19 protein-coding genes and 2 pseudogenes are annotated in these 18995 nt (G+C 37.1%); 7 read left to right on the plus strand and 14 right to left on the minus strand.

Annotation, left to right across the window (positions count from 1 at the left end; all coding sequences use genetic code 11):
- Nucleotides 1-38: 38 nt before the first annotated feature.
- The 6 genes from AMD27_RS12415 to AMD27_RS12440 form a co-directional block, all read right to left on the minus strand.
- On the minus strand, nt 39-1256 hold the full coding sequence (locus AMD27_RS12415; protein ID WP_067661051.1) for an MFS transporter: 1218 nt from the start codon (nt 1254-1256) through the stop codon (nt 39-41).
- Nucleotides 1257-1265: 9 nt separating this feature from the next.
- Entirely contained in the window at nt 1266-1490 is a 225-nt protein-coding gene (locus tag AMD27_RS12420) for a tautomerase family protein (RefSeq protein ID WP_067661056.1), read from the minus strand.
- A gap of 11 nt (nt 1491-1501) precedes the next feature.
- Nucleotides 1502-5377 (minus strand): amino acid adenylation domain-containing protein, encoded by a 3876-nt coding sequence (locus AMD27_RS12425; protein WP_067661057.1) that lies wholly within the window; start codon nt 5375-5377, stop codon nt 1502-1504.
- A gap of 134 nt (nt 5378-5511) precedes the next feature.
- A complete protein-coding gene (locus tag AMD27_RS12430) occupies nt 5512-6261 on the minus strand; it encodes an arylmalonate decarboxylase (RefSeq protein ID WP_067661060.1) in 750 nt (249 codons plus the stop codon).
- Nucleotides 6262-6336: 75 nt separating this feature from the next.
- Nucleotides 6337-7212, minus strand: coding sequence for an NAD(P)-dependent oxidoreductase (locus AMD27_RS12435; RefSeq protein WP_067661062.1), 876 nt, complete (start codon nt 7210-7212; stop codon nt 6337-6339).
- A gap of 206 nt (nt 7213-7418) precedes the next feature.
- Nucleotides 7419-8000, minus strand: coding sequence for a TetR/AcrR family transcriptional regulator (locus AMD27_RS12440; protein WP_067661064.1), 582 nt, complete (start codon nt 7998-8000; stop codon nt 7419-7421).
- Nucleotides 8001-8104: 104 nt separating this feature from the next.
- Between AMD27_RS12440 and AMD27_RS12445 the strand changes: the two genes are divergently transcribed.
- Nucleotides 8105-8545, plus strand: coding sequence for a Rid family hydrolase (locus AMD27_RS12445; RefSeq protein ID WP_067661066.1), 441 nt, complete (start codon nt 8105-8107; stop codon nt 8543-8545).
- Between the two features lie 327 nt (nt 8546-8872).
- Here the strand turns inward: AMD27_RS12445 and AMD27_RS18490 are convergent.
- A pseudogene (locus AMD27_RS18490) lies at nt 8873-9062 on the minus strand (IS3 family transposase); the annotation flags it as partial.
- Nucleotides 9063-9356: 294 nt separating this feature from the next.
- Between AMD27_RS18490 and AMD27_RS12450 the strand changes: the two are divergent.
- A pseudogene (locus AMD27_RS12450) lies at nt 9357-10289 on the plus strand (IS5 family transposase).
- Between the two features lie 126 nt (nt 10290-10415).
- Nucleotides 10416-10781, plus strand: a complete 366-nt coding sequence (locus tag AMD27_RS12455; protein WP_228140754.1) for a DUF3800 domain-containing protein — start codon at nt 10416-10418, stop codon at nt 10779-10781.
- 39 nt (nt 10782-10820) lie between these two features.
- On the opposite strand, the gene lysM is transcribed toward AMD27_RS12455, so the two are convergent.
- The 5 genes from lysM to AMD27_RS12480 all read right to left on the minus strand — a co-directional run bounded on the left by lysM (nt 10821) and on the right by AMD27_RS12480 (nt 14328).
- Nucleotides 10821-11294 (minus strand): peptidoglycan-binding protein LysM, encoded by a 474-nt coding sequence (gene lysM / locus AMD27_RS12460; protein ID WP_067661070.1) that lies wholly within the window; start codon nt 11292-11294, stop codon nt 10821-10823.
- A gap of 221 nt (nt 11295-11515) precedes the next feature.
- Entirely contained in the window at nt 11516-11752 is a 237-nt protein-coding gene (gene acpP / locus AMD27_RS12465) for an acyl carrier protein (RefSeq protein ID WP_067661072.1), read from the minus strand.
- Nucleotides 11753-11837: 85 nt separating this feature from the next.
- Nucleotides 11838-12572: a 3-oxoacyl-ACP reductase FabG gene (gene fabG, locus AMD27_RS12470; RefSeq protein ID WP_067661074.1), complete on the minus strand. Its 735-nt coding sequence runs from the start codon at nt 12570-12572 to the stop codon at nt 11838-11840.
- Complete coding sequence (gene fabD / locus AMD27_RS12475; RefSeq protein WP_067663001.1) at nt 12569-13555, minus strand: ACP S-malonyltransferase; 987 nt, start codon at nt 13553-13555, stop codon at nt 12569-12571. The genes fabG and fabD overlap by 4 nt, the downstream gene beginning before the upstream one ends.
- Nucleotides 13556-13725: 170 nt before the next feature.
- Entirely contained in the window at nt 13726-14328 is a 603-nt protein-coding gene (locus AMD27_RS12480; protein WP_067661076.1) for a hypothetical protein, read from the minus strand.
- Between the two features lie 227 nt (nt 14329-14555).
- Here AMD27_RS12480 and AMD27_RS12485 point away from each other — a divergent pair, with 227 nt between their 5' ends.
- On the plus strand, nt 14556-15503 hold the full coding sequence (locus tag AMD27_RS12485; RefSeq protein ID WP_067656902.1) for an IS30 family transposase: 948 nt from the start codon (nt 14556-14558) through the stop codon (nt 15501-15503).
- Nucleotides 15504-15572: 69 nt separating this feature from the next.
- Here the strand turns inward: AMD27_RS12485 and rpmF are convergent, their stop codons facing one another.
- Nucleotides 15573-15755 carry a 50S ribosomal protein L32 gene (gene rpmF / locus AMD27_RS12490; RefSeq protein WP_067661078.1) on the minus strand — a complete coding sequence of 61 codons (183 nt, stop codon included), beginning with the start codon at nt 15753-15755 and terminating at the stop codon, nt 15573-15575.
- 77 nt (nt 15756-15832) lie between these two features.
- The gene (locus tag AMD27_RS12495) at nt 15833-16390 is read right to left on the minus strand and encodes a YceD family protein (RefSeq protein WP_067661080.1); all 558 of its coding nucleotides are present in this window, start codon (nt 16388-16390) and stop codon (nt 15833-15835) included.
- A 97-nt stretch (nt 16391-16487) separates the two neighbouring features.
- Here AMD27_RS12495 and AMD27_RS12500 point away from each other — a divergent pair, with 97 nt between their 5' ends.
- From AMD27_RS12500 to AMD27_RS12510, 3 genes are all read left to right on the plus strand, one after another.
- Nucleotides 16488-17150 (plus strand): elongation factor P hydroxylase, encoded by a 663-nt coding sequence (locus AMD27_RS12500; protein ID WP_067661082.1) that lies wholly within the window; start codon nt 16488-16490, stop codon nt 17148-17150.
- A 93-nt stretch (nt 17151-17243) separates the two neighbouring features.
- On the plus strand, nt 17244-17861 hold the full coding sequence (locus AMD27_RS12505; RefSeq protein ID WP_067661085.1) for an L-threonylcarbamoyladenylate synthase: 618 nt from the start codon (nt 17244-17246) through the stop codon (nt 17859-17861).
- A 323-nt stretch (nt 17862-18184) separates the two neighbouring features.
- A complete protein-coding gene (locus tag AMD27_RS12510) occupies nt 18185-18976 on the plus strand; it encodes a segregation and condensation protein A (protein ID WP_067661087.1) in 792 nt (263 codons plus the stop codon).
- The last annotated feature ends 19 nt before the right edge of the window (nt 18977-18995 follow it).

The raw sequence follows: 18995 nt of genomic DNA on the forward strand, positions 1-18995 counted from the left end.
AGAAAAAGCCTCACTTAAGTGTGAGGCCTTGTGAACTTTTAAGCTCTATGGCCTATCTTAAAACCATGCTTCCTATTTTTAAATACTATAAAAATAGCAATTATTGATAGAATACTCATTGTTATTGTGAATGAAGATGGACCCACTTTCTGAAGTAAAATCCCCCCTAAAATCCCACCACTAGCAACTGCAAGGTTAAAAATGGTAACAAGCATTGCTTGTGCTATATCGGCTTCACTTCCAGCAGTATCTGCCATTGCTGTTTGAAGCAGTGTAGGTGCTCCACCAAATGACACACCCCACAATACAATGCCAGCTAATACAAACCAAGTTTGAGTTATATCGATGCCGATTAAAATAGCCGATAAAGCAAAGCCAAATAAGCTTATTATCGTAAGAGCACGTAAAGAACTATCGATAAAAGCACCTGTAACCCAAATTCCAAAAATTGATGAGATACCAAACAATAGAAGTATTAAGTCAAGTTTCGCACCTAGTCCAACATATGTTAAATATGGTGAAATAAAGGTGTAAAGTATATTGTGAGCAAATATCCATAAAAATATTACAGCTAATACTGAGCGAATACCCGGATGTAAAAATACATCTTTAACAGATGGTCTTTTTTCAACTTTTTGCCCAAGTATATTTGGAATAATCGTCTGAACCCATACCAATAAAAGTATAGCTAAGGCTGAAATTATCCAGAATACCCCTCTCCATCCTAAAAGACTCCCCAACCATGTTCCAAGTGGAACTCCCATGCATAAAGCAATAGGTTGCCCAACTCCAACAATTGCTAAAGCCTTTCCTTGTAGGTTTGGTGAAACTATATTCCGAGCATATCCGGCAAGTAACCCCCAAATAATGCCTGCAGCCATTCCGGCAATTAACCTAGCTATTAGTATTACGGTATAACTAGAGGACAAGGCTGTTATCGTATTGAAAATTAGTAAACCAGCTATTGCAAATAAAAATAAAGGTTTACGTGACCAACTACGAGTTGAGGCGACAACAGGGATTGCAGCAATTACGGACCCTAATGCATACACTGAAATTAATTGCCCTGCATAAGCCTCCGATACATTTAAGTCTGAACTTATTAAGCTTAACAAGCCAGCTGGTATGGTTTCAGTCATAATGGTGATAAAACCAGCTAAAGCAAAGGCTAATAATTTTAATATTGGTAATTTCTCTTTACCATTCAAACTATTTTCTGCTCCACTACTTTCCAAAGTATTATTTTGAGTACTCATTTAGCAATCCTAATAATTTGGAGATTTATGTAATAAATTTGCACGATTAAGAATCTCAGGTATATAAACTTTTTGATTCCATTCAGTTGCTTTGATTGGTTCAAGTGCAATGGAGATAGCACCAGCCTCACATTCAAAAATGCTTAAAAATACCTGAGAGATTCCCTCATTGATTTTTAGTAATTGATCATCCGTTAAAGGTTGTTCAAAATATTTAATGTTGATATGTGGCATTAATTAATTCTCTAAGCTAATTTATTTTTTTGATTTTTAAAAACTTCAATTTCTTCGATTAGATCGATAATCTCATCAACACCATCTGGTTTTAAAATTTTGTAGTGATCTGTTAAAATATCTAGTACAAGTGGCTTTTCTGTTAAATGCTCTATGACTTGCTCAACAAATGAATAATCATCACCTACGGCTTTAAAAATAGTTATAGGCGCATTCACTTTATGTTCTAACATTTCTGTAAAGGTATATTTAAACTCATATGTAAGTTCGACAATGTTAGAAATTTTTTGAATTAGGCCGCGATCTAGACCAGATAATTGATCAATAATTAATTCAATAAATTTAGCTTTGGTATCTATTTTTTCTAAAGTTTCAGCTATTTTATTATCGGGTAGTCTGCCTGCAAATACTGAATATAAAATCGATAAAAAAGCATCATCTGAATAACAGTATTGTCCGTCTTCTTTAAAAGCTGCTGTTCTGATTTTTGGAGAACCTGGTGCGATCAATAGAAGATTATCTACAATATCCCCCATTGCTTCCAACTGGTAAGCTACTTCAAATGCAACACGAGCTCCAAATGAATACCCCCATAGTGTATAGGGACCATGTGGCTGATGTTGCTTAAGCATTGCTACATCATTTTTTGCCATATCAGCGATAGATGAATAGGGTTCTTCACCATCATTAATACCAAATGCTTGAATACCCAAAAAAGATCTATTCCTTCCAATCTTAAAAGCAAGTGATCGAAGATTCATAGGATAGCCACCTAAACCTGGCCAACAATATATAGGACGCTTTAAATACTTCCCATTATTGAGATTAACAAGTCGAGAAGTTTGATTTTGGGTTGTCTCATCTACTTTGATAGCTAAAGATTCAATAGTAGAGTTACTAAAAATAGTTTGAAGAGGAAGTTTGATATTTAGGGATTTATTAATAAAATGAATTATTGATACAGCTGACAATGAATCACCACCAATTTCAAAGAAATCATCCAAAATAGAAATCTCTTCTATCTCCATTACCTTTCTCCAAATATCGGCAATTTTATTTTCTATGGTATTCCGTGGTAGAACTATATCTCGCTTAAGCTGCACGTACTTAATGTTCGCCTTCAATTGCTCGACATTGACTTTCCCATTCGCAGTGAGGGGGATTTCATCAAGTATAACGATCTGACTAGGCACCATATAAGTTGGAAGTATATTTTCTAAATCTTGTTTTAATATCTCAGATGGACCTTTTGCATGAATCGAATCTTCTTTCATACATTCGTTAAGCAGTTGTTTTTCACTAACGCCTCCAGCCAATGCAAAATATGAAGCATGGTGTTTTAACCCACTCTGACTTAGTAAATGCTCTAAGCGTTTAGCAGTTGCCAAATCATTTCCAGTTTTGGAGCTATATCCAGAAGACATCAAACCAATTCTTTGATCATTCATTTGTAATGTCTGTAAACTCCGTCCAAACTGAATATAATCATCCCATTTCGATTCATTTAATTTGACTATAGCGACCCCGAAACTTGCCTGCTCATAAGTTCTTTGATTGATTGCAATAACGTGTTTTTTTTGTATTACGTCTTCAGAATTTTTTTTTAATTTACCTTGATCATAATGATAAAGACCCTTTGGCAAATCACTGACTGTATCTGCTTGAACAAAAAAATCTAAATTTGAATAATTATCAATATGTTCATATTGAATTAATGGGTAACTACCAAGATATTTATGTCCAGCTCCACAATATAGCGTATCCATGATTTCCGGGGCTAGAAAACCCGTTCCAACACCTAAGCCATATTCTGGTAATACATTATCTAATAGACCTAAAAGATGACCAGCTTCCATTTCTAGCACTTCTATTACATTATTTTTATAGACAGCTTCGATGGCACTTTCTTTACCAACTAAATGAACAGTAATTTTTTCAAAATTACTGTTCATTGTTAGTTTACTAATCTGTATCAGTTCATGAGATAGTGGATTAAAGTAATATATCCCTGCTTCAATACCATTTAAGCCCTCAATCTGTAGATACATTTGATTTGCATACAATGCCCCAGGTGATGCATATGCATATTTTGGCAATAAACGTTCTTCACTGTAGAATGGTCCTAAATTCCTTAAAATCTCACCTAATAGATCTAAAGATATTTGTTGCGTTCCTATTAAGTTCTTATTTTTAATTTCGAAATTAAGTAAGTCAGTTATACATTTTTGACTAATTTCATCTCCCTCATAGAACCTATATGATTTTCGAGCAAATGCTCGAGAATGTTGTTTTTGATTAGCTTGTTTTCCTGAAAGTGGGATCGTTAAATTATCTAAATTATTAGTATGGCGTATTCCTAGTTGGCTTAATTGAGCCTTTACTTGGGTACGACTAGTCTTAGAGAGATGATGATCGCCTTGATCCATAAGTATTGCTTCACGAGGATTAAGTTCTATACAAGCAACTAAATTTTCAATGTGAGTATCATCATCTTTGTTGACAAAAACAGCAGCACTTTTAACCCAATCGTGGTTTTCGACAGCAACTCGAATTTCATCTAGCTCTATCCGATGTCCACGTAATTTAATTTGATTGTCTGCACGACCAATAAACTGAATAGTGCCATCAGTATTTTTACTAACTAAGTCCCCAGTCTTATAAGCTCTTACTGTTTCTTGATTAATATTTATTGTAATAAAAGTTTCTGCAGTTTGTTCAGGTTTAGCTAAGTAACTGCGAGCAACTTGAAGACCAGAAATATATAATTCACCAATAGTATTGAAATCCTCTACCAAACTTCTATTTTCTTGGTCAAGAATATAGTAATGAGTATTGGAAACTGGAAAGCCAATTGACACTACTTTGGGAGATTTATCTAAATATTCTGAAGTTACAGTTAATGCGGAGCTATTGATTGTACACTCAGTTGGTCCGTATAAATTAACAAGAATAGTTTCGGGCATTATATTGAGACAAGATCTAGCTAATTTTCTTGTTAAAGCCTCTCCTCCACTAAATATATAATTCAATGAATTACATTCTGTAAATTCAGGTTCACTGATTAATGCTTGAAGCAATGTAGGAACACACTGTAAAACGGTTACGTTATGTTTTTTTATGGTTTCAATCAGCGCAAACGGATCACGATAAGCTCCTGGTGCAGCCATTACTACCGTTGCTCCTAGAACAACAGATAATAATTCCCACTGTGCCGCATCGAAACTCATTGGGGTTTTACGCAAAATAATTTGTTGACTATTAATTTGATATACTGTGTTTAGCCAAAGCAGTTGATTAACTATGCTTTTATGCTGAATTTCTACTCCTTTAGGTCGGCCTGTCGTTCCTGATGTGTAAATTACATAAGCAAGTGATTCAGTGTCAGTAAACTGCTTTTCTTCGTTTATTTCACTATTAGTTGCTAAACTTTCTATTGTTAAAAAGATTACATCTTTTAGACCAAGATTTTTCAGGGTTTTTAGAAAAATTGACTGTGTAAAAATAATTTTTAAACCTGAATCTTCAATCATGTAGCGAATACGATCTTCCGGATATTCTGGAGCTAAAGGCAGATATGAGCATCCTGCTTTAAGTATTCCAAATGTACCAACCATCATATCAATAGAGGGCTCTACATAAATTCCAACACAACTTTCTTGTGTTACACCTTTTGCTATTAACGCCTGTGATACTAGGTTGCTTTGATCATCTAATTCCTTAAACGTTAAATTTCCATTTTCTGTTATGACTCCTGTTTTTTGTGGAGTTAATCGCACTTGGATTTCAAATAAATCCATAACTGTTTTTGGGTATAACATATTAAGATTTTCATCTTTATAATCAATATTTAGGGAACTTTCTTGCTCTAGTAAAACTTTATTTGACATAGGTATTGTTTCCTAATTTATTTTGTCAATTAATAATTGAATGACAAACACCGATACTTCCTATATTGGTAATATTTATGTTTGATAATTTCTACTTAGTACTGGAATGATCATTCCAGTACTTGGCAAAAAAATTAGTGTCTCTCAAGTAAACTACCAAAATTACTTAAATTATCTTGAATTCCACTTTCGCGTAACGCATGCCAATATAAGACGACATTATTAGATATCACTGGCTTATTTAACCACTTTTCAGCAATCATGGCAGCTCTAGCCATTGTCACATTCGTTCCAACTTGAACAATTGCCTCAACAGACTGCGTATCAACATCTTTAATTGCACTAAATATTTGTTGCTCAGTGATATGTGAAATACGTTCAGGACTAGCTCCCCCCAAACCTTTAATAGCTACAACATCATAGCCATTTTCAGTAAAAAAACGACTAACTGTATTATCACCTACAGGTAAATAGGGTGTTAATACAGCAATACGCTTTATATTGCCTAATACATTCAAGGCCGCTTTATATGCATCTGGACTAGTTGTAATGGGGATACCTTTACTCATAGACTCAAAAGACCCTACAGTCTTTTCATGACTACCGAATCCATCCCAATAACTTTCTGGAGATACCCCAACAATAATTCTATCTGGTTTACATGTAGCTAAACTTTCAATAGCAGCTTCAGTTGAAAGTCTGATATCTTTAATTACATTCTGGAAACCAGGCTGTTGTTCCATCAATCGATCTTTAATCAACATTCTACTTGTATGATTAGTTACACCATAAGGACGTAATGCCTCAGTTTCAGGTTGCATAGAGGTATTTGTCGAGGGTAGGATTAAACCCATTTTTAAACGAAAACCTAGTGAAAAGCTCATTAAAATCTCTCAAAGCCGATATATAATATCGGCATCATTTAAAAATATAATTATTAAAAAGATTGGTGCTTATTTTTATTTTGCGAAGTAAGTTGCTGCCATATCTTTATCACCATGTCCTGCATCTTGAGCTCGTTTGAAACGAGCTAAGCCAGCTTCAACACCATCAACTTTTACACCAGCTTTCTTAGATGCATCTATCACTAAATTAGCATCTTTGACAGCATTATCTAGTGAAAAGCTTGCGTCAAAATTTCCAGATAAAATTGCGGCTGACTTTAATTGAAAATACATATTATCCATTGGTCCACCTTTAACTACTTCAATGATATTAGCAGGATCTACATCAAGAGCCTCTGCGATTGATAATGCTTCTGCAATACCATGAGTCAGTGCAAAAGCCCAACTATTTAATGCAAGTTTAAGCTTACTGCTTTCGCCTGGTTTATCTGATACCCATACAGTTCGTTGACCAATCGCATCAAAGACACCCTGAGCAATATCTTTGTCCTCATTAGGACCTGAAGCAATAATAATTAATTTACCTTGCTCTGCTGGCCCTTTTGTACCTTGCACTGGAGCATCGTAATACTTCAAACCATTGTCTAAAGCAAATTTCTCAAGTTCAGCATTACCTTCAATCCCAACTGTACTTGATTGGATCCAAATGGTCCCTTTTGCCAAAGCAGGCAAAGCTAATTTCATTGCATTTAGTACAGCTGGACCATCAGTAAGCATAGTCAAAACAATATCTGCACCACGAACCGCATCACTAGCATGTTCATAAACTGAAATATCAGAATCCAACAATGCTTTAGCTTTGTCTAAGCTACGATTCCAAGCTTTAACTTCAAAACCATTTTTTTGTAAGTTTCTTGCTATTGCAGCACCCATAACTCCAGTACCTAAAACTGCAACTGTCAAATCATTTACGTTTACCGGCTTGTTCATTTTTACCTCCAATGTTTGTTAAATATTAAAATTTGATTTAGATAAATTAAAAAAATATCTCCAATAAATACACACCTGTAACGACCATTCCAATACTTTGCAAAAAAAATTACATTTGTTAAGCAGTGAAAATTTGTGTCATTACCCAAGTATATATCTGAATATAAATATCATTCACATTCAGATATATACTCAAAATAAATTCTTTAAATTACACTTAGTGCAATTTCTACAATATCTTCTAAACGAGATGCTTGCTTTTCTTCCCCCGCACCTTTACTTACCACACGAATTCCTTGAATTGTACTAACAATAAAATGGGCTAAGGCGTCTGAATTTTTATTAGAATCGATTTCCCCGTTAGCTTGTCCACGTATTATTAAAGTACTAATAGCTCTTTCCATTCGCATTAAATTCTTGGCTACTAATTCTGCAATACCTTGATCATGCCTCGCCATCTCTAGTGATGCATTCGCTACCATACAACCAATATTTTCAATATCATTTAGTTCCTCCGATACTATTTTCATAAGTAAGCGGCGAATTAAATCTTTGGCAGTGCCTTCTTCCGATAAAAGGGCAATATTGCTAGCCGTTAATTTATAATATTGCTTCAAAGAAAACTGATAGATGCCATGTTTACTACCAAAGGCATTGTAAATACTGCCACGACCAATACCAGTAGCGTCTACTAGATCCTGAATGCTAGTAGCAGCATAACCACGTTGCCAAAAAACTTTCATAGCTAATTCGGCTATGGCTTCTAATTCAAACTCTTTAGGTCTCATATTAATCCAATTCTGGAACAGTCGTTCAAATTAATGTATCATTGCATTCGCTACAACGTCAATAGAATCTTTTACTAATCATTAAATATAAAACGGTAAATTATATGAATAAAATTACACGAATGGGTTCTGATCAAGCTCAATATGCCGAATCAATTACAATTCCAAGTAATGCTTCGTTAGTATATGTTAGTGGAATTCTTCCAAACATATACGACGACAACGCTGAACTTGGAAGTACTTATTCTTATGGTAATACCAAAGTTCAAGCCCATTCAGTCTTAACGAAAATACAGAATATTCTAGCGAAAAAAAATTTAAAAATGAAAGACATCATTCAAATGCGTGTTTTTTTGGTAGGTATACCTGAACTTGATGGAAAACTTGATTTTAAAGGCTTTCAAGAAGCGTATGTAGAGTTCTTTCCAGAACACAATGTGCAGACCAAGCCAACAAGAACAGCTGTTCAAGTTGTTTCACTGCCGCTTCCTGGTACTCTTGTAGAAATTGATGTGATTGCCTCTACAGTTATTGATTTAATATAAAAAAGTAGTCCCATATTAAGTATATGGGACTACTAGACCTCTCGCACAAAATCATTTTTACTCATTTCCATATTGACATAATACGTTGCGCTGATGTGTCTGAGTTAACAGGATACTTTCACTTAGGAAACTCTAGGCAGCTAACTTATGAAAGCGCTCTATCATTTCATTTGGTATTTTAAATACCTAATCCTTTTAAATTATTTAAAGATTATAAGATAGCTCAATATATTTTGGGTAGTGCTAAAAACCAACGTGTAATAATTCATTTATATATTTTAATATCAATAACTTATTATTTTTATCACGTCGTATTCATGCACTACCATATTTTGTAATATCTGCTTTGGCTTCTTCCTTTGTTTTACAATTACAATGATGAAAAAATCATTTTGAGTACGCCCCAGAAAATCTCAATTGGTACATTATCGTAATAATCACCCTTTTTACTCATTGAACTTTGAAAACAATACTTTTCAAACATACTTTGATATTCATGACTGCAATATTGACTCCCTTAACTATTTCTGAAATATTGTCATTATTTTTTCGACCGTTTTTATTGTTTCAGTTTTAAATTCAGCTATATAAAATTTCGATTTTTTGCTCATGGTAAACTCCTAATAAGCGTGCTTATTCTACCAAGTCTAGGTCTCAGTTTTTCTCGAAAAAAATCGTATTATAATATCTACACGATTGATCTAGGCTTAGTTTTAAAATGTCCAATAAGTTATATAGCAAGATGTGAGTTTTACACGGCTTTGTTGCACAAACCTACCATCGAAGGCTTATTCAACAATATAATTTCCAAATGAATAAGCCTACACCTAAAATCTACCGTACAACGAATTGGTCTTCTTATAATCGAGCCTTAATAAATCGAGGAAATATCTCGATTTGGTTTGATCCTACTACTCAATGGTATGCTCAGCTACAAGGTAAACAAGGGAGAAACCAAACTTATTCTGATACAGCTATTCAATGCTGTCTCATGATCAAATCTCTATTTCGACTCTCTTTACGCATGGTTACAGGTTTTGTTCAGAGCCTCATTAAACTCAGTGGGTTAGATTGGATAGCTCCGGATTATTCCACCCTCTGTAGAAGGCAAAAGCATATTGATATTGCGATTAGCTATCAGAAAAGTAGTGATGGACTTCATCTACTTGTGGACTCTACGGGCTTGAAGTTTTTAGGTGAAGGCGAATGGAACCGCAAGAAACATTAGCCTGAATATCGTCGTCAATGGCGCAAACTCCATATCGGTATAGATGCTAAAACCCTGCAAATAAGGGCTGTTCAGTTGACTACGAACAATGTCAGTGATTCGCAAGTACTTGGGGATTTACTTGATCAAATCCCACCAGATGAGAAAATTGATTCTTTCTATACAGATGGCGCTTATGACACAAAATACTGAAGACAAGTCATTTCAGATCGACAAGCACATGCGGTGATTCCGCCAAGAAAAAATGCGAAGCTCTGGAAAGATAAAACTCTAAGATCTATACAGAGAAATGAATTATTGAAAACAGTCAAACGCCTAGGAAGAACCATTTGGAAAAAGTGGTCTGGGTATCACCGTCGAAGTTTGGTAGAAACCAAGATGCATTGCATTAAATTATTGGGCGATAAACTGGGTGCAAGAAATTTTCAAAGCCAAGTCAATGAGATTCATGCACGTGTAGCAGTCCTTAATAAATTCACTGAATTAGGTCGACCTCATACCCAAGTTGTCACTTAAATTTGAGGCGATATGGGAAACTTTAATTTTTAAATATTTGTGCAACAAAGCCGTGATTGATAAAAGTTACTAATTGAAAGATATCCAATTGCACAGAATCCTTATGACTTAGCTTTAAAATATTCACTGGAGAGAATTCATAAATTCATGCAAGAGAGAAATCAGTCAAACAAAACCACTCACATCACAATTGAGAGTAGAGATAAAAAAGCAAATCAAAAACTAGAAAATGCCTTTAACCTTATAAAGAAGGGCGAAAATTGGAATCAAACACAATTCCAATTTGAAATCGAATTTATAAGTAAAAAGTCTAATTCTACTGGTTTACAAATTGCAGATTTAGTTGCAGAACCAATCAAATACCGGTTCATGAGACCTGAAAAAAATCATCAAAATTTCAAAAGCTTAGAGTCAAAATTTTATTGTAAAGGTGGTCGTCACTCTGTTGGTAAAAATTTCCTAGGCTATGGGTTAAAAGTTTTTCCCACATAAAAAAAAAGGCGCACTAAGCGCCTTTTTTATAATAATTAATTAAGCAGGAATACGAAGCACTTGCCCAGGATAGATGTCATCTGCATCTTTCAACAACGGACGGTTTGCTTCAAAAATTTTATTGTATTGATTCGCATCACCATAAAATTCTTTAGCTACTTTTGACAAATTATCGCCAGATTTAACCGTATAAAACTTACTTTCAGCTGAAGGCGTTGCCACCGTCAATTGATCATCCACTTTTGCAACATGATCAACATTCCCTACAGCCAGAATAATCTTCTCACGATCCGCTTGTGTCTGTACTTGACCTTTAATGGTCGCAAGGTCTGAATCACCGTTATAACCGACAGACAAGCCTGTTACAGGCAAACCTAAAGCTTTTACATGACCCAATAGTTTGTTTGCAACTTCTTGTGCAGATGGCTCAGTTGGTGTTGCAGGCGCTGCTTGTTGTTCCGCTGGTGCTGTATTTTTCTTGCCAATGCCTTTTACAAAATCAAAAAGACCCATTGTTATTCTCCGTTATGATTAAAATGACTATTGTTTTAAATCGCATGTTGTAAAACATGCTTTAAAAATTAGAACTCTATTTTTATACCTAAAATTTATACGAGATAAGGTTGTCTTTGGTGAATTAAACGTAACTATATGTAAAGATACAAATGAATGCTCATAAAAAAGCCATCACAAAGGATGGCTTTTCATGTTCAGCAAAGCTGAAACATCAACAATTAAGCTAGTTTCTTAGAAACATAGTCAATTGCAGATTGAACCGTTGTGATTTCGTTAGAATCTTCATCTGGAATAGTGATGTCAAAATCATTTTCGAAAGACATAACAAGCTCAACTAAGTCTAAAGAGTCAGCACCTAAATCATCCATAAAAGATGCTTCATTTTTGATTTCTTCAGCCTTAAGACCAAGTTGCTCAGCTACTGCTTGTTTGATACGAAGTTCGATATCGCTCACAGGAATTCTCCTCATTGCTCGTGGCGGCTTTTTAATGCCTATAGTTTAATTGAATCTGAAAGTTTTTAAAAGTTTATACATCGCATTACGCCATGTATAAACCTCCATTCACATGTAAAACCGTACCTGTAATGTAACTAGCTTTGTCAGAAGCTAAAAAACTTACAGCATTGGCAATGTCTTGTGGTTGACCGAAACGGCTTAGGGCCACTTGATCACTCATTTTCTTGCGAATTTCTTCACTCAATTGCTCCGTCATTTCTGTCGCAATAAAGCCCGGTGCAATACTATTCACCGTAATCTGACGACTGCCCATCTCTTTAGCAAGGCTACGGCTAAATGCCTCAATGCCTGCTTTGGCAGCGGAATAGTTTGCCTGTCCTGGGTTTGCAAAATGCGCAACCACAGAACTAATATTAATGATGCGACCAAAACGCGCCTTGGTCATGCCTTTCAATACACGCTTAGATAAACGGAACACTGCTTTTAAATGAATATTTAAAATGTCATCCCAATCATCTTCTGACATACGTAGCAGCAAGTTATCTTTAGTAATACCCGCGTTATTCACCAAAATCATCACTGAACCATACTTCTGCTCAATGTCACTCACCAAAGCATCAATCGCGCTTAGATCACGTACATCAAGCACAGCGCCTGTACCTTGCTCCGCAAAACTTGCAGATAGCTTTTCAGCACCTGATTCAGAGGTCGCGGTACCCACCACAAAAAATCCATCTAAAATCAGTTGCTTGGCAACAGCAGCACCAATCCCTCGACTCGCACCTGTCACCAGTGCGACTTTACGTTCTTGTGTCATGCAATTTTCCCTTCTGCAACTAAAATCGTATTTAAGGCGTCTTCCATACGCGACTTAGTGTCTAGTGGAAGTGCTTTTTCAATATTCGGTAAACGTTTAGCCAAATTACTCAGCACATTGCCTGGACCACATTCAGCCACAAAGCCAACGCCTTGGTCTTGTAAATATTGCAATGTTTTGGTCCACTGCACAGATTGATACAACTGTGCGGTTAATGCTTGACGCAGCGCATTTACATCTTTAGCCGCTTCAGCATTGACGTTTTGAATGACTGGAATGTTGGGCATTACAATATTTGTTTGTTCTAACGCTTCTGCAAACTTTTCAGCAGCAGGTTTCATCAGTGAACAATGCGAAGGAACAGAGACAGGCAGCGCAATCGCTTTCGCGCCATTTTCTTTTGCAAGAGCCATGACTGCTTCAACGTGTGCAGTTGAACCAGCAACTACCACCTGACCTTGTGCATTGTAGTTCGCAGCTTCGACAGATCCTTTACCTTCAGCACTGGCTTGTTGGCAAAGCTCAACCACTTTCGCGTCATCTAGACCTAAGATAGCCGCCATTGCGCCCTGCCCTTGCGGAACAGCATCTTGCATCAGCTTGCCACGTAAGTTGACCAGCTTAACTGCATCAGCCAAGCTTAAGCTACCAGCTGCAACCAATGCGCTGTATTCACCCAGTGAATGACCTGCGAGATATTTTGGTGTAACTCCACCCAATTCCAACCATACGCGCCATAAAGCGATACTTGCGGTTAAGAGTACAGGTTGAGTAAATTCAGTTTGGTTTAAGCCTTCACCTGTTTGTGCAATCTGCCACAAATCAAAACCAACCGCTTCTGATGCTTCAGCAAAAGTCGCTTCCACACTGCTAAATTGTTCTGCAAGTTCAGCCAACATACCCACTTTTTGAGAGCCTTGACCCGGAAATATAAAAGCAGTTTTCGTTGCTACTGCTAAATTTGAACCTTCTAAAATGGACATCTGTTTTCCATCTTGTTTGTCTAAACTGAATTGAGGCATAGCTTAACAAGCTTGATTGGCTGTCGCTATCGCAAAAAATACCGTTTTTTGGGATTGTTCAGATGCCAGACAACTTAAGGAATGTCGATATATTCAAATGCTAAACCCTTATCTTTTAAAATTTTTTATTATTAACATTGCATCATATGCTTTAATCCAATCAATTTTTCGTGATTAAAATACGCATAAATTAACTCATCTTGATTCCATTTTCGAATGCTATAACTCGACGTATACGGATATTGATGGTGGCTCAATCCATCCATTAAATGTCCCTTTTCAGAATGAGCAAACACTTCAGCCTTTAGTTTTTTAATATGATTGGTGCGGGTGTTTTTATCCAAGACCATCGAGTCAAAAAGCACTTTAAAGTTTTGTGTTCTACTTACAAAAATAATTTGATCAATCGCATATTGGTTTTGATATTGACGATAGTTTATGCCCTCTAGGCTCAGGGCTTGCTCTTCATCATCGATGATCCCGACACAAAAATCGATTGGATTCGAAATGGCTTTGCTGTTTGAATATTGTGTGGTTTTGCGAAACTGGTTTGTACTCAGCACTTTTCCCAACAATACAGTCTGAGACGCCTCACCTTCTGCTCGAGCTACATAATCATGAGAAGAAAGTTGTGAGATTTTTTCAGAAACTTGTGCAAAAACGGGATCATTCAGGCTCATATTTAGCCCCATGCATGTCAACAACCACAAACCCAATGTTAAAATTTTATTCATTTTTATACTCATTTTTTAGGCAGCGCTATTTAATCTTATTTTTTTCATTAACTTAAAGGGTCCGCTTTGTTCCTTGCTTTAGTTACTCTTTTTCATTATTTACCGCACTTCTTCTCACTTTTTTACAGCTTAGATTCTCAAACGAAGTGCAACAGAGATTAATTTTAGGTAGGAAGTAAAATGAGATAGCATTCTGCTTCCAGACCGACCAAAGTCAAAGTTGCATCATGAACTATACTCATCTTACCCAAGAAGAAAGATATCAGATTTATACATTACTACGCGAAGGTTTTTCTACGCGTCATATTGCCCTCAGATTGGCTCGTGCTCCCTCTACAATTTGTAGAGAGATCAAACGTAATCGTAATAGAAATGGCTACTTTGCTAAACATGCTCATAAACTGGCTAAAAGACGCCATATCTCGAATCATAGAACTGTAAGTTCCTCCCTATTGCAACAGATCGAAAGCTATCTTGCTTTGCAATGGAGTCCCGAACAAATCGCTTCTCACGTAGCTATCAGTATGCATTCAATCTATCGATATATTCAGCAAGATAAACTCAAAGGAGGCAGTCTTTATCTTCATTTACGTTTTAGAAATCAACGAAAAAGAAAGTATGGACAACCAGAAACTCGTGGGATGCTCAGTAACCGTAAAAGCATTCACGATAGGCCACACATCATTGAGAAGCGATCACGTTTTGGTGATTTAGAAATAGATACGATTGTGGGCAAAAATCAGCAGCAGTCTTTAGTTTCAATTGTAGATAGGAAAACAGGCTATCTTTGGTTAAAGAAATGTAGCACTCGCAAGAGTCAGGCGGTTTGTGAAGCCACTGTTGACTTGCTGGCTCCAATCAAAGAGAAGTTAAAGACGATTACTGCTGATAATGGCAAGGAATTTAGCCTACATGAACAAATCGCGAATGAACTGGAAATAGAATTCTACTTTGCAGATCCTTACAGTGCATGGCAGAGAGGCACAAATGAGAATACGAATGGTCTGATCAGGCAATACATCAGAAAAGGAAGTGATCTAAATAACTACACGGATGAATATATTTCAGAGATTACTAAGCGTTTGAATCATCGCCCAAGAAAAAGACTCGGATTTAAAAGTCCGAGTCAGGTATTACTCCAAGAACATGGTGTTGCACTTCAAGTGCTAATCTAAGCAGACAAAAAAAAGGGAGCTAAGGCCCCCATTTTTTCTACTAAGCTTGACGCTTAATACAACCGTATATTATTCAGCAGATGCTTTAGCGAATAATTGACGACCACGGTAAATACCATCTTTAGTCACGTGGTGACGACGATGGATTTCACCTGTAGTTTGGTCTACAGTTAATGCATTCTCGGTTAAAGCGTCATGTGAACGGCGCATGTCACGGCGAGAGCGACTTTTACGGTTTTGCTGAACGGCCATGATGGCTCCTTACAAAGATCGAAAAAATGGATCAGAACAAATTCAGTTGTCTTATACTAAACAGTATAACACAAAAATTAGTTAAGTTTACCCTTCAAACCTGCCAAAACATCAAACGGATTATCCCGTTTTTCTTCGGCAAGCTCTTCTGCGGTAGGCTGATGCTTATGCACACAAGCGTCATGCTTAGGTGACAAAGGCATCAACAATAACAACTCATCCTCTATCAGTGCGAGCAAATCAGCGGTTGCAGGTGCATTAAATGCTCCTTTAGTCGTTGCTTCACTCTCACCTAAAACGATGAAATCAGCATCCTCATCCAAGCGCTCTATCAGTGACTCATCATCGACCAAGGCTAAATGAAAATCTAAAACGAGAGGAATTTCAACAGTATCCAAACAACGTTGGCATTCCATTGGTACTTTCGTTTCGACGCTGCCATCTAACCAAACGATACGATGATACGCATCCATTGATAGCTTACAGTCTATGTTGATCAATTGATTATCAATTGATCCAACAGCTTCACGGGAAATTCGAACAAAACGTGACAACGGCAGGGTTCCTGCCCATGTAAAGCCTTGCTCTGCCCATTTAAACGGCTCAATCTGTGCCGGAAAGGTATTTGCTGACATAATTAAGGCGGCAATTCTACAAATTCATAAGTACTCTGTCAAAGATTAAGATACAATTTTGCACTTATTCAGACAGATCATTTGGGTAATACAAGTCATGCATCAGTTGCAGCCGCAACCTGAAGTCACCACTTCATTACAGTTAAACTATCTTTCGACTTCCAATTCAGTAGATTACTTAGACCGCGTGCAACTCGCACCTTGGGTAATTTCTCAAACTGAAGCTCAACAGGTAGATTGGCTTATCTTACACTTTAATCATTGGTTTTCCCACCTAAATGTGACTTTGCTAAAAGGTGATTTTGAGCCAGAATATTTCCCTGCAACATCAAATACTTCTGCAAAAATTCAGTTTGCACATGGTTTTTTCAACAGCGCTCTACATGAAATTAGCCATTGGACCATTGCCGGTGACAAACGCCGACGACTTCCTGATTTAGGCTATTGGTATGCACCCGATGGTCGTACAGCCGAACAGCAGGCACTGTTTGAACAGGTCGAAATTAAACCCCAAGCCATAGAATGGTTATTTGCCACCGCGTTTGGTCGCAAATTCCGTATCTCACTGGACAACCTCAATGGTGAAGGTGGCGATGGGTCAGGCTTTAAAGATCAGGTCTTTGCTCAAGTGCAGCGCTATTTCAAGGGTGAGACCAAACTTCCTCGTGATGCAAAATACTTCATTGACTGCATTTGTATGTGCTGTCGTGGTGGCAAAACATTACAAAGTGATGAGTTTCATAGAGAAATGCTGGATTAATTTACATAAAGCAAGATTCGCGCATTGAAACCATAGATTGACTCAAGTGATAATGTTGAAAATACCAACAACACTCATCAGGAGAGAAGAATTATGCTGCATTTAAGAGTACATCCTGAAAATCCACAACTACGACTCATTAGTCAAGCGGTTGAACGAATTCGTGCTGGCGATGTTGTGGTCTATCCAACGGACGCTGCATACGCCATTGGCTGCCAAATTGGAAATAAAAATGCCATGGAGCGCATTGCGCAAATTCGTGACTTGGGTGCAAAACATCAGTACGCGATTATCTGTGCCGATTTATCCGACCTTGCCACCTATGCCAAAGTCGATAATGCCACCTATCGTTTATTGAAATCCAATACCCCTGCGGTGACCACGTACATTTTACCTGCCACCAGTGAAGTACCACGTCGCTTAATGCATCCTAAGAAGAAAACCATTGGATTACGTGTTCCCAGCAATACAGTCTGTCAAATGTTGCTCAAAGAATTGGGCGAACCACTTTTGACCAGCACCCTGATTTTACCGGGTCATACTGATCCCTTAGATGATCCCTATGATATTGAACAACAACTTGAAAAACGCATAGATGTTTTTATTGATAGTGGCTTAGGTACACTCACCACCACCAGTATTGTGGACTTAACGGGTGCAAATCCAGAAATTATCCGTCGGGGTGTAGGTGACGTCAGTGCTTTTGAATAAATGAGCATGACATTAAATTAGAAGCTCCTTATTTAGAAGCTACTTATTAAGTCCAATCGCTTGAAACATCGGTTGGACTTTTTTATCAGGCCGAACCAAATGAATAAAATTTAGTCAAAATGCTGATCTCGACACAAAATGTCTCTTTATTTTGTTTTTTTTTCGTAATAACGGTTTTAGCAATTTATTCACACCTCGTTTTCCTTTAGAATAGGCTTAATATTTTTATGCAATTCGAATCACTGTCTTTTGTACTGATTTCGATAAGTGATCTCCTGAATCGCCCAACATGCTTTTGAAAATTCGCGTGGCTAATAACTGTAATGACTCAAGCAATCCATAATTCGATGGAACCTTCTTCACACATCCGTGTATTGGATGAGTGGCAAGATAGCATTCCAGCGGATTTGTACATACCGCCTGCAGCATTCGAAATCCTTTTGGAACATTTCGAAGGACCACTCGATTTTTTAATTTACCTGATTCAAAAAAACGGCTTTGATCTTTTACAAGTGGATATTGCACCCATTGCTACACAGTATTTATCGTATATCGATAGCATGAAATCTTTAAATATTGAACTGACTGCTGACTATATGGTGATGGCTGCACTCTTGGCAGATTTAAAATCGCGTTTATTACTGCCTAAACCAAAAGCGGTGCATCTTGAAAAAGATCCAAAGCAAGAATTGATCGACCGTTTAGAAACCTATTTACGGATTAAACAAGCAGCTGAACGCTTAGGGCAAATGCCCATTTTAGAGCGTGATACATTTGCGACCAATGTCATGATTGGCCAAACAGCTACCGTTTATGAAGGTTATGAAGCCGACATGCTTCGTGATGCTTTGTTTTGTATTTTTAACCGGCCAGAACCGCTGATGCATCATATTCCTCAAGAGCCTGTGCTACTTGAAGAACGGATTGCTTATATTGAGCAGATGGTGGCATCAGGTGAAGTGCTGAGTTTTGAAAAATTGTTAAGACCGAGTCAAGGTCGTATGGGTCTCGTGGTCACATTTATGGCGGTGCTGGAATTAACTCGACAGCAGAAAGTTCATATTGTGGCTTCAGGTATTGAAGCGCCCCTCATGATTCAAGGAATGACGGCGTGACGATTGATCAAACACAGGT

The sequence above is a fragment of the Acinetobacter sp. TGL-Y2 genome (assembly GCF_001612555.1).
In the GTDB taxonomy this organism is placed as follows: Bacteria; Pseudomonadota; Gammaproteobacteria; order Pseudomonadales; family Moraxellaceae; genus Acinetobacter.

What these genes read in the sequence shown, in the direction of transcription:
- AMD27_RS12425 (WP_067661057.1), bottom strand. Translation starts at nt 5,377, where the DNA reads ATGTCAAATAAAGTTTTACTAGAGCAAGAAAGTTCCCTAAATATTGAT.
- fabG (WP_067661074.1), bottom strand. Translation starts at nt 12,572, where the DNA reads ATGACACAAGAACGTAAAGTCGCACTGGTGACAGGTGCGAGTCGAGGG.
- AMD27_RS12440 (WP_067661064.1), bottom strand. Translation starts at nt 8,000, where the DNA reads ATGAGACCTAAAGAGTTTGAATTAGAAGCCATAGCCGAATTAGCTATG.
- AMD27_RS12485 (WP_067656902.1), top strand. Translation starts at nt 14,556, where the DNA reads ATGAACTATACTCATCTTACCCAAGAAGAAAGATATCAGATTTATACA.
- AMD27_RS12430 (WP_067661060.1), bottom strand. Translation starts at nt 6,261, where the DNA reads ATGAGCTTTTCACTAGGTTTTCGTTTAAAAATGGGTTTAATCCTACCC.
- AMD27_RS12500 (WP_067661082.1), top strand. Translation starts at nt 16,488, where the DNA reads ATGCATCAGTTGCAGCCGCAACCTGAAGTCACCACTTCATTACAGTTA.
- AMD27_RS12495 (WP_067661080.1), bottom strand. Translation starts at nt 16,390, where the DNA reads ATGTCAGCAAATACCTTTCCGGCACAGATTGAGCCGTTTAAATGGGCA.
- AMD27_RS12435 (WP_067661062.1), bottom strand. Translation starts at nt 7,212, where the DNA reads ATGAACAAGCCGGTAAACGTAAATGATTTGACAGTTGCAGTTTTAGGT.
- AMD27_RS12510 (WP_067661087.1), top strand. Translation starts at nt 18,185, where the DNA reads ATGACTCAAGCAATCCATAATTCGATGGAACCTTCTTCACACATCCGT.
- AMD27_RS12415 (WP_067661051.1), bottom strand. Translation starts at nt 1,256, where the DNA reads ATGAGTACTCAAAATAATACTTTGGAAAGTAGTGGAGCAGAAAATAGT.
- AMD27_RS12445 (WP_067661066.1), top strand. Translation starts at nt 8,105, where the DNA reads ATGAATAAAATTACACGAATGGGTTCTGATCAAGCTCAATATGCCGAA.
- AMD27_RS12420 (WP_067661056.1), bottom strand. Translation starts at nt 1,490, where the DNA reads ATGCCACATATCAACATTAAATATTTTGAACAACCTTTAACGGATGAT.
- fabD (WP_067663001.1), bottom strand. Translation starts at nt 13,555, where the DNA reads ATGTCCATTTTAGAAGGTTCAAATTTAGCAGTAGCAACGAAAACTGCT.
- lysM (WP_067661070.1), bottom strand. Translation starts at nt 11,294, where the DNA reads ATGGGTCTTTTTGATTTTGTAAAAGGCATTGGCAAGAAAAATACAGCA.
- AMD27_RS12480 (WP_067661076.1), bottom strand. Translation starts at nt 14,328, where the DNA reads ATGAATAAAATTTTAACATTGGGTTTGTGGTTGTTGACATGCATGGGG.
- AMD27_RS12505 (WP_067661085.1), top strand. Translation starts at nt 17,244, where the DNA reads ATGCTGCATTTAAGAGTACATCCTGAAAATCCACAACTACGACTCATT.
- rpmF (WP_067661078.1), bottom strand. Translation starts at nt 15,755, where the DNA reads ATGGCCGTTCAGCAAAACCGTAAAAGTCGCTCTCGCCGTGACATGCGC.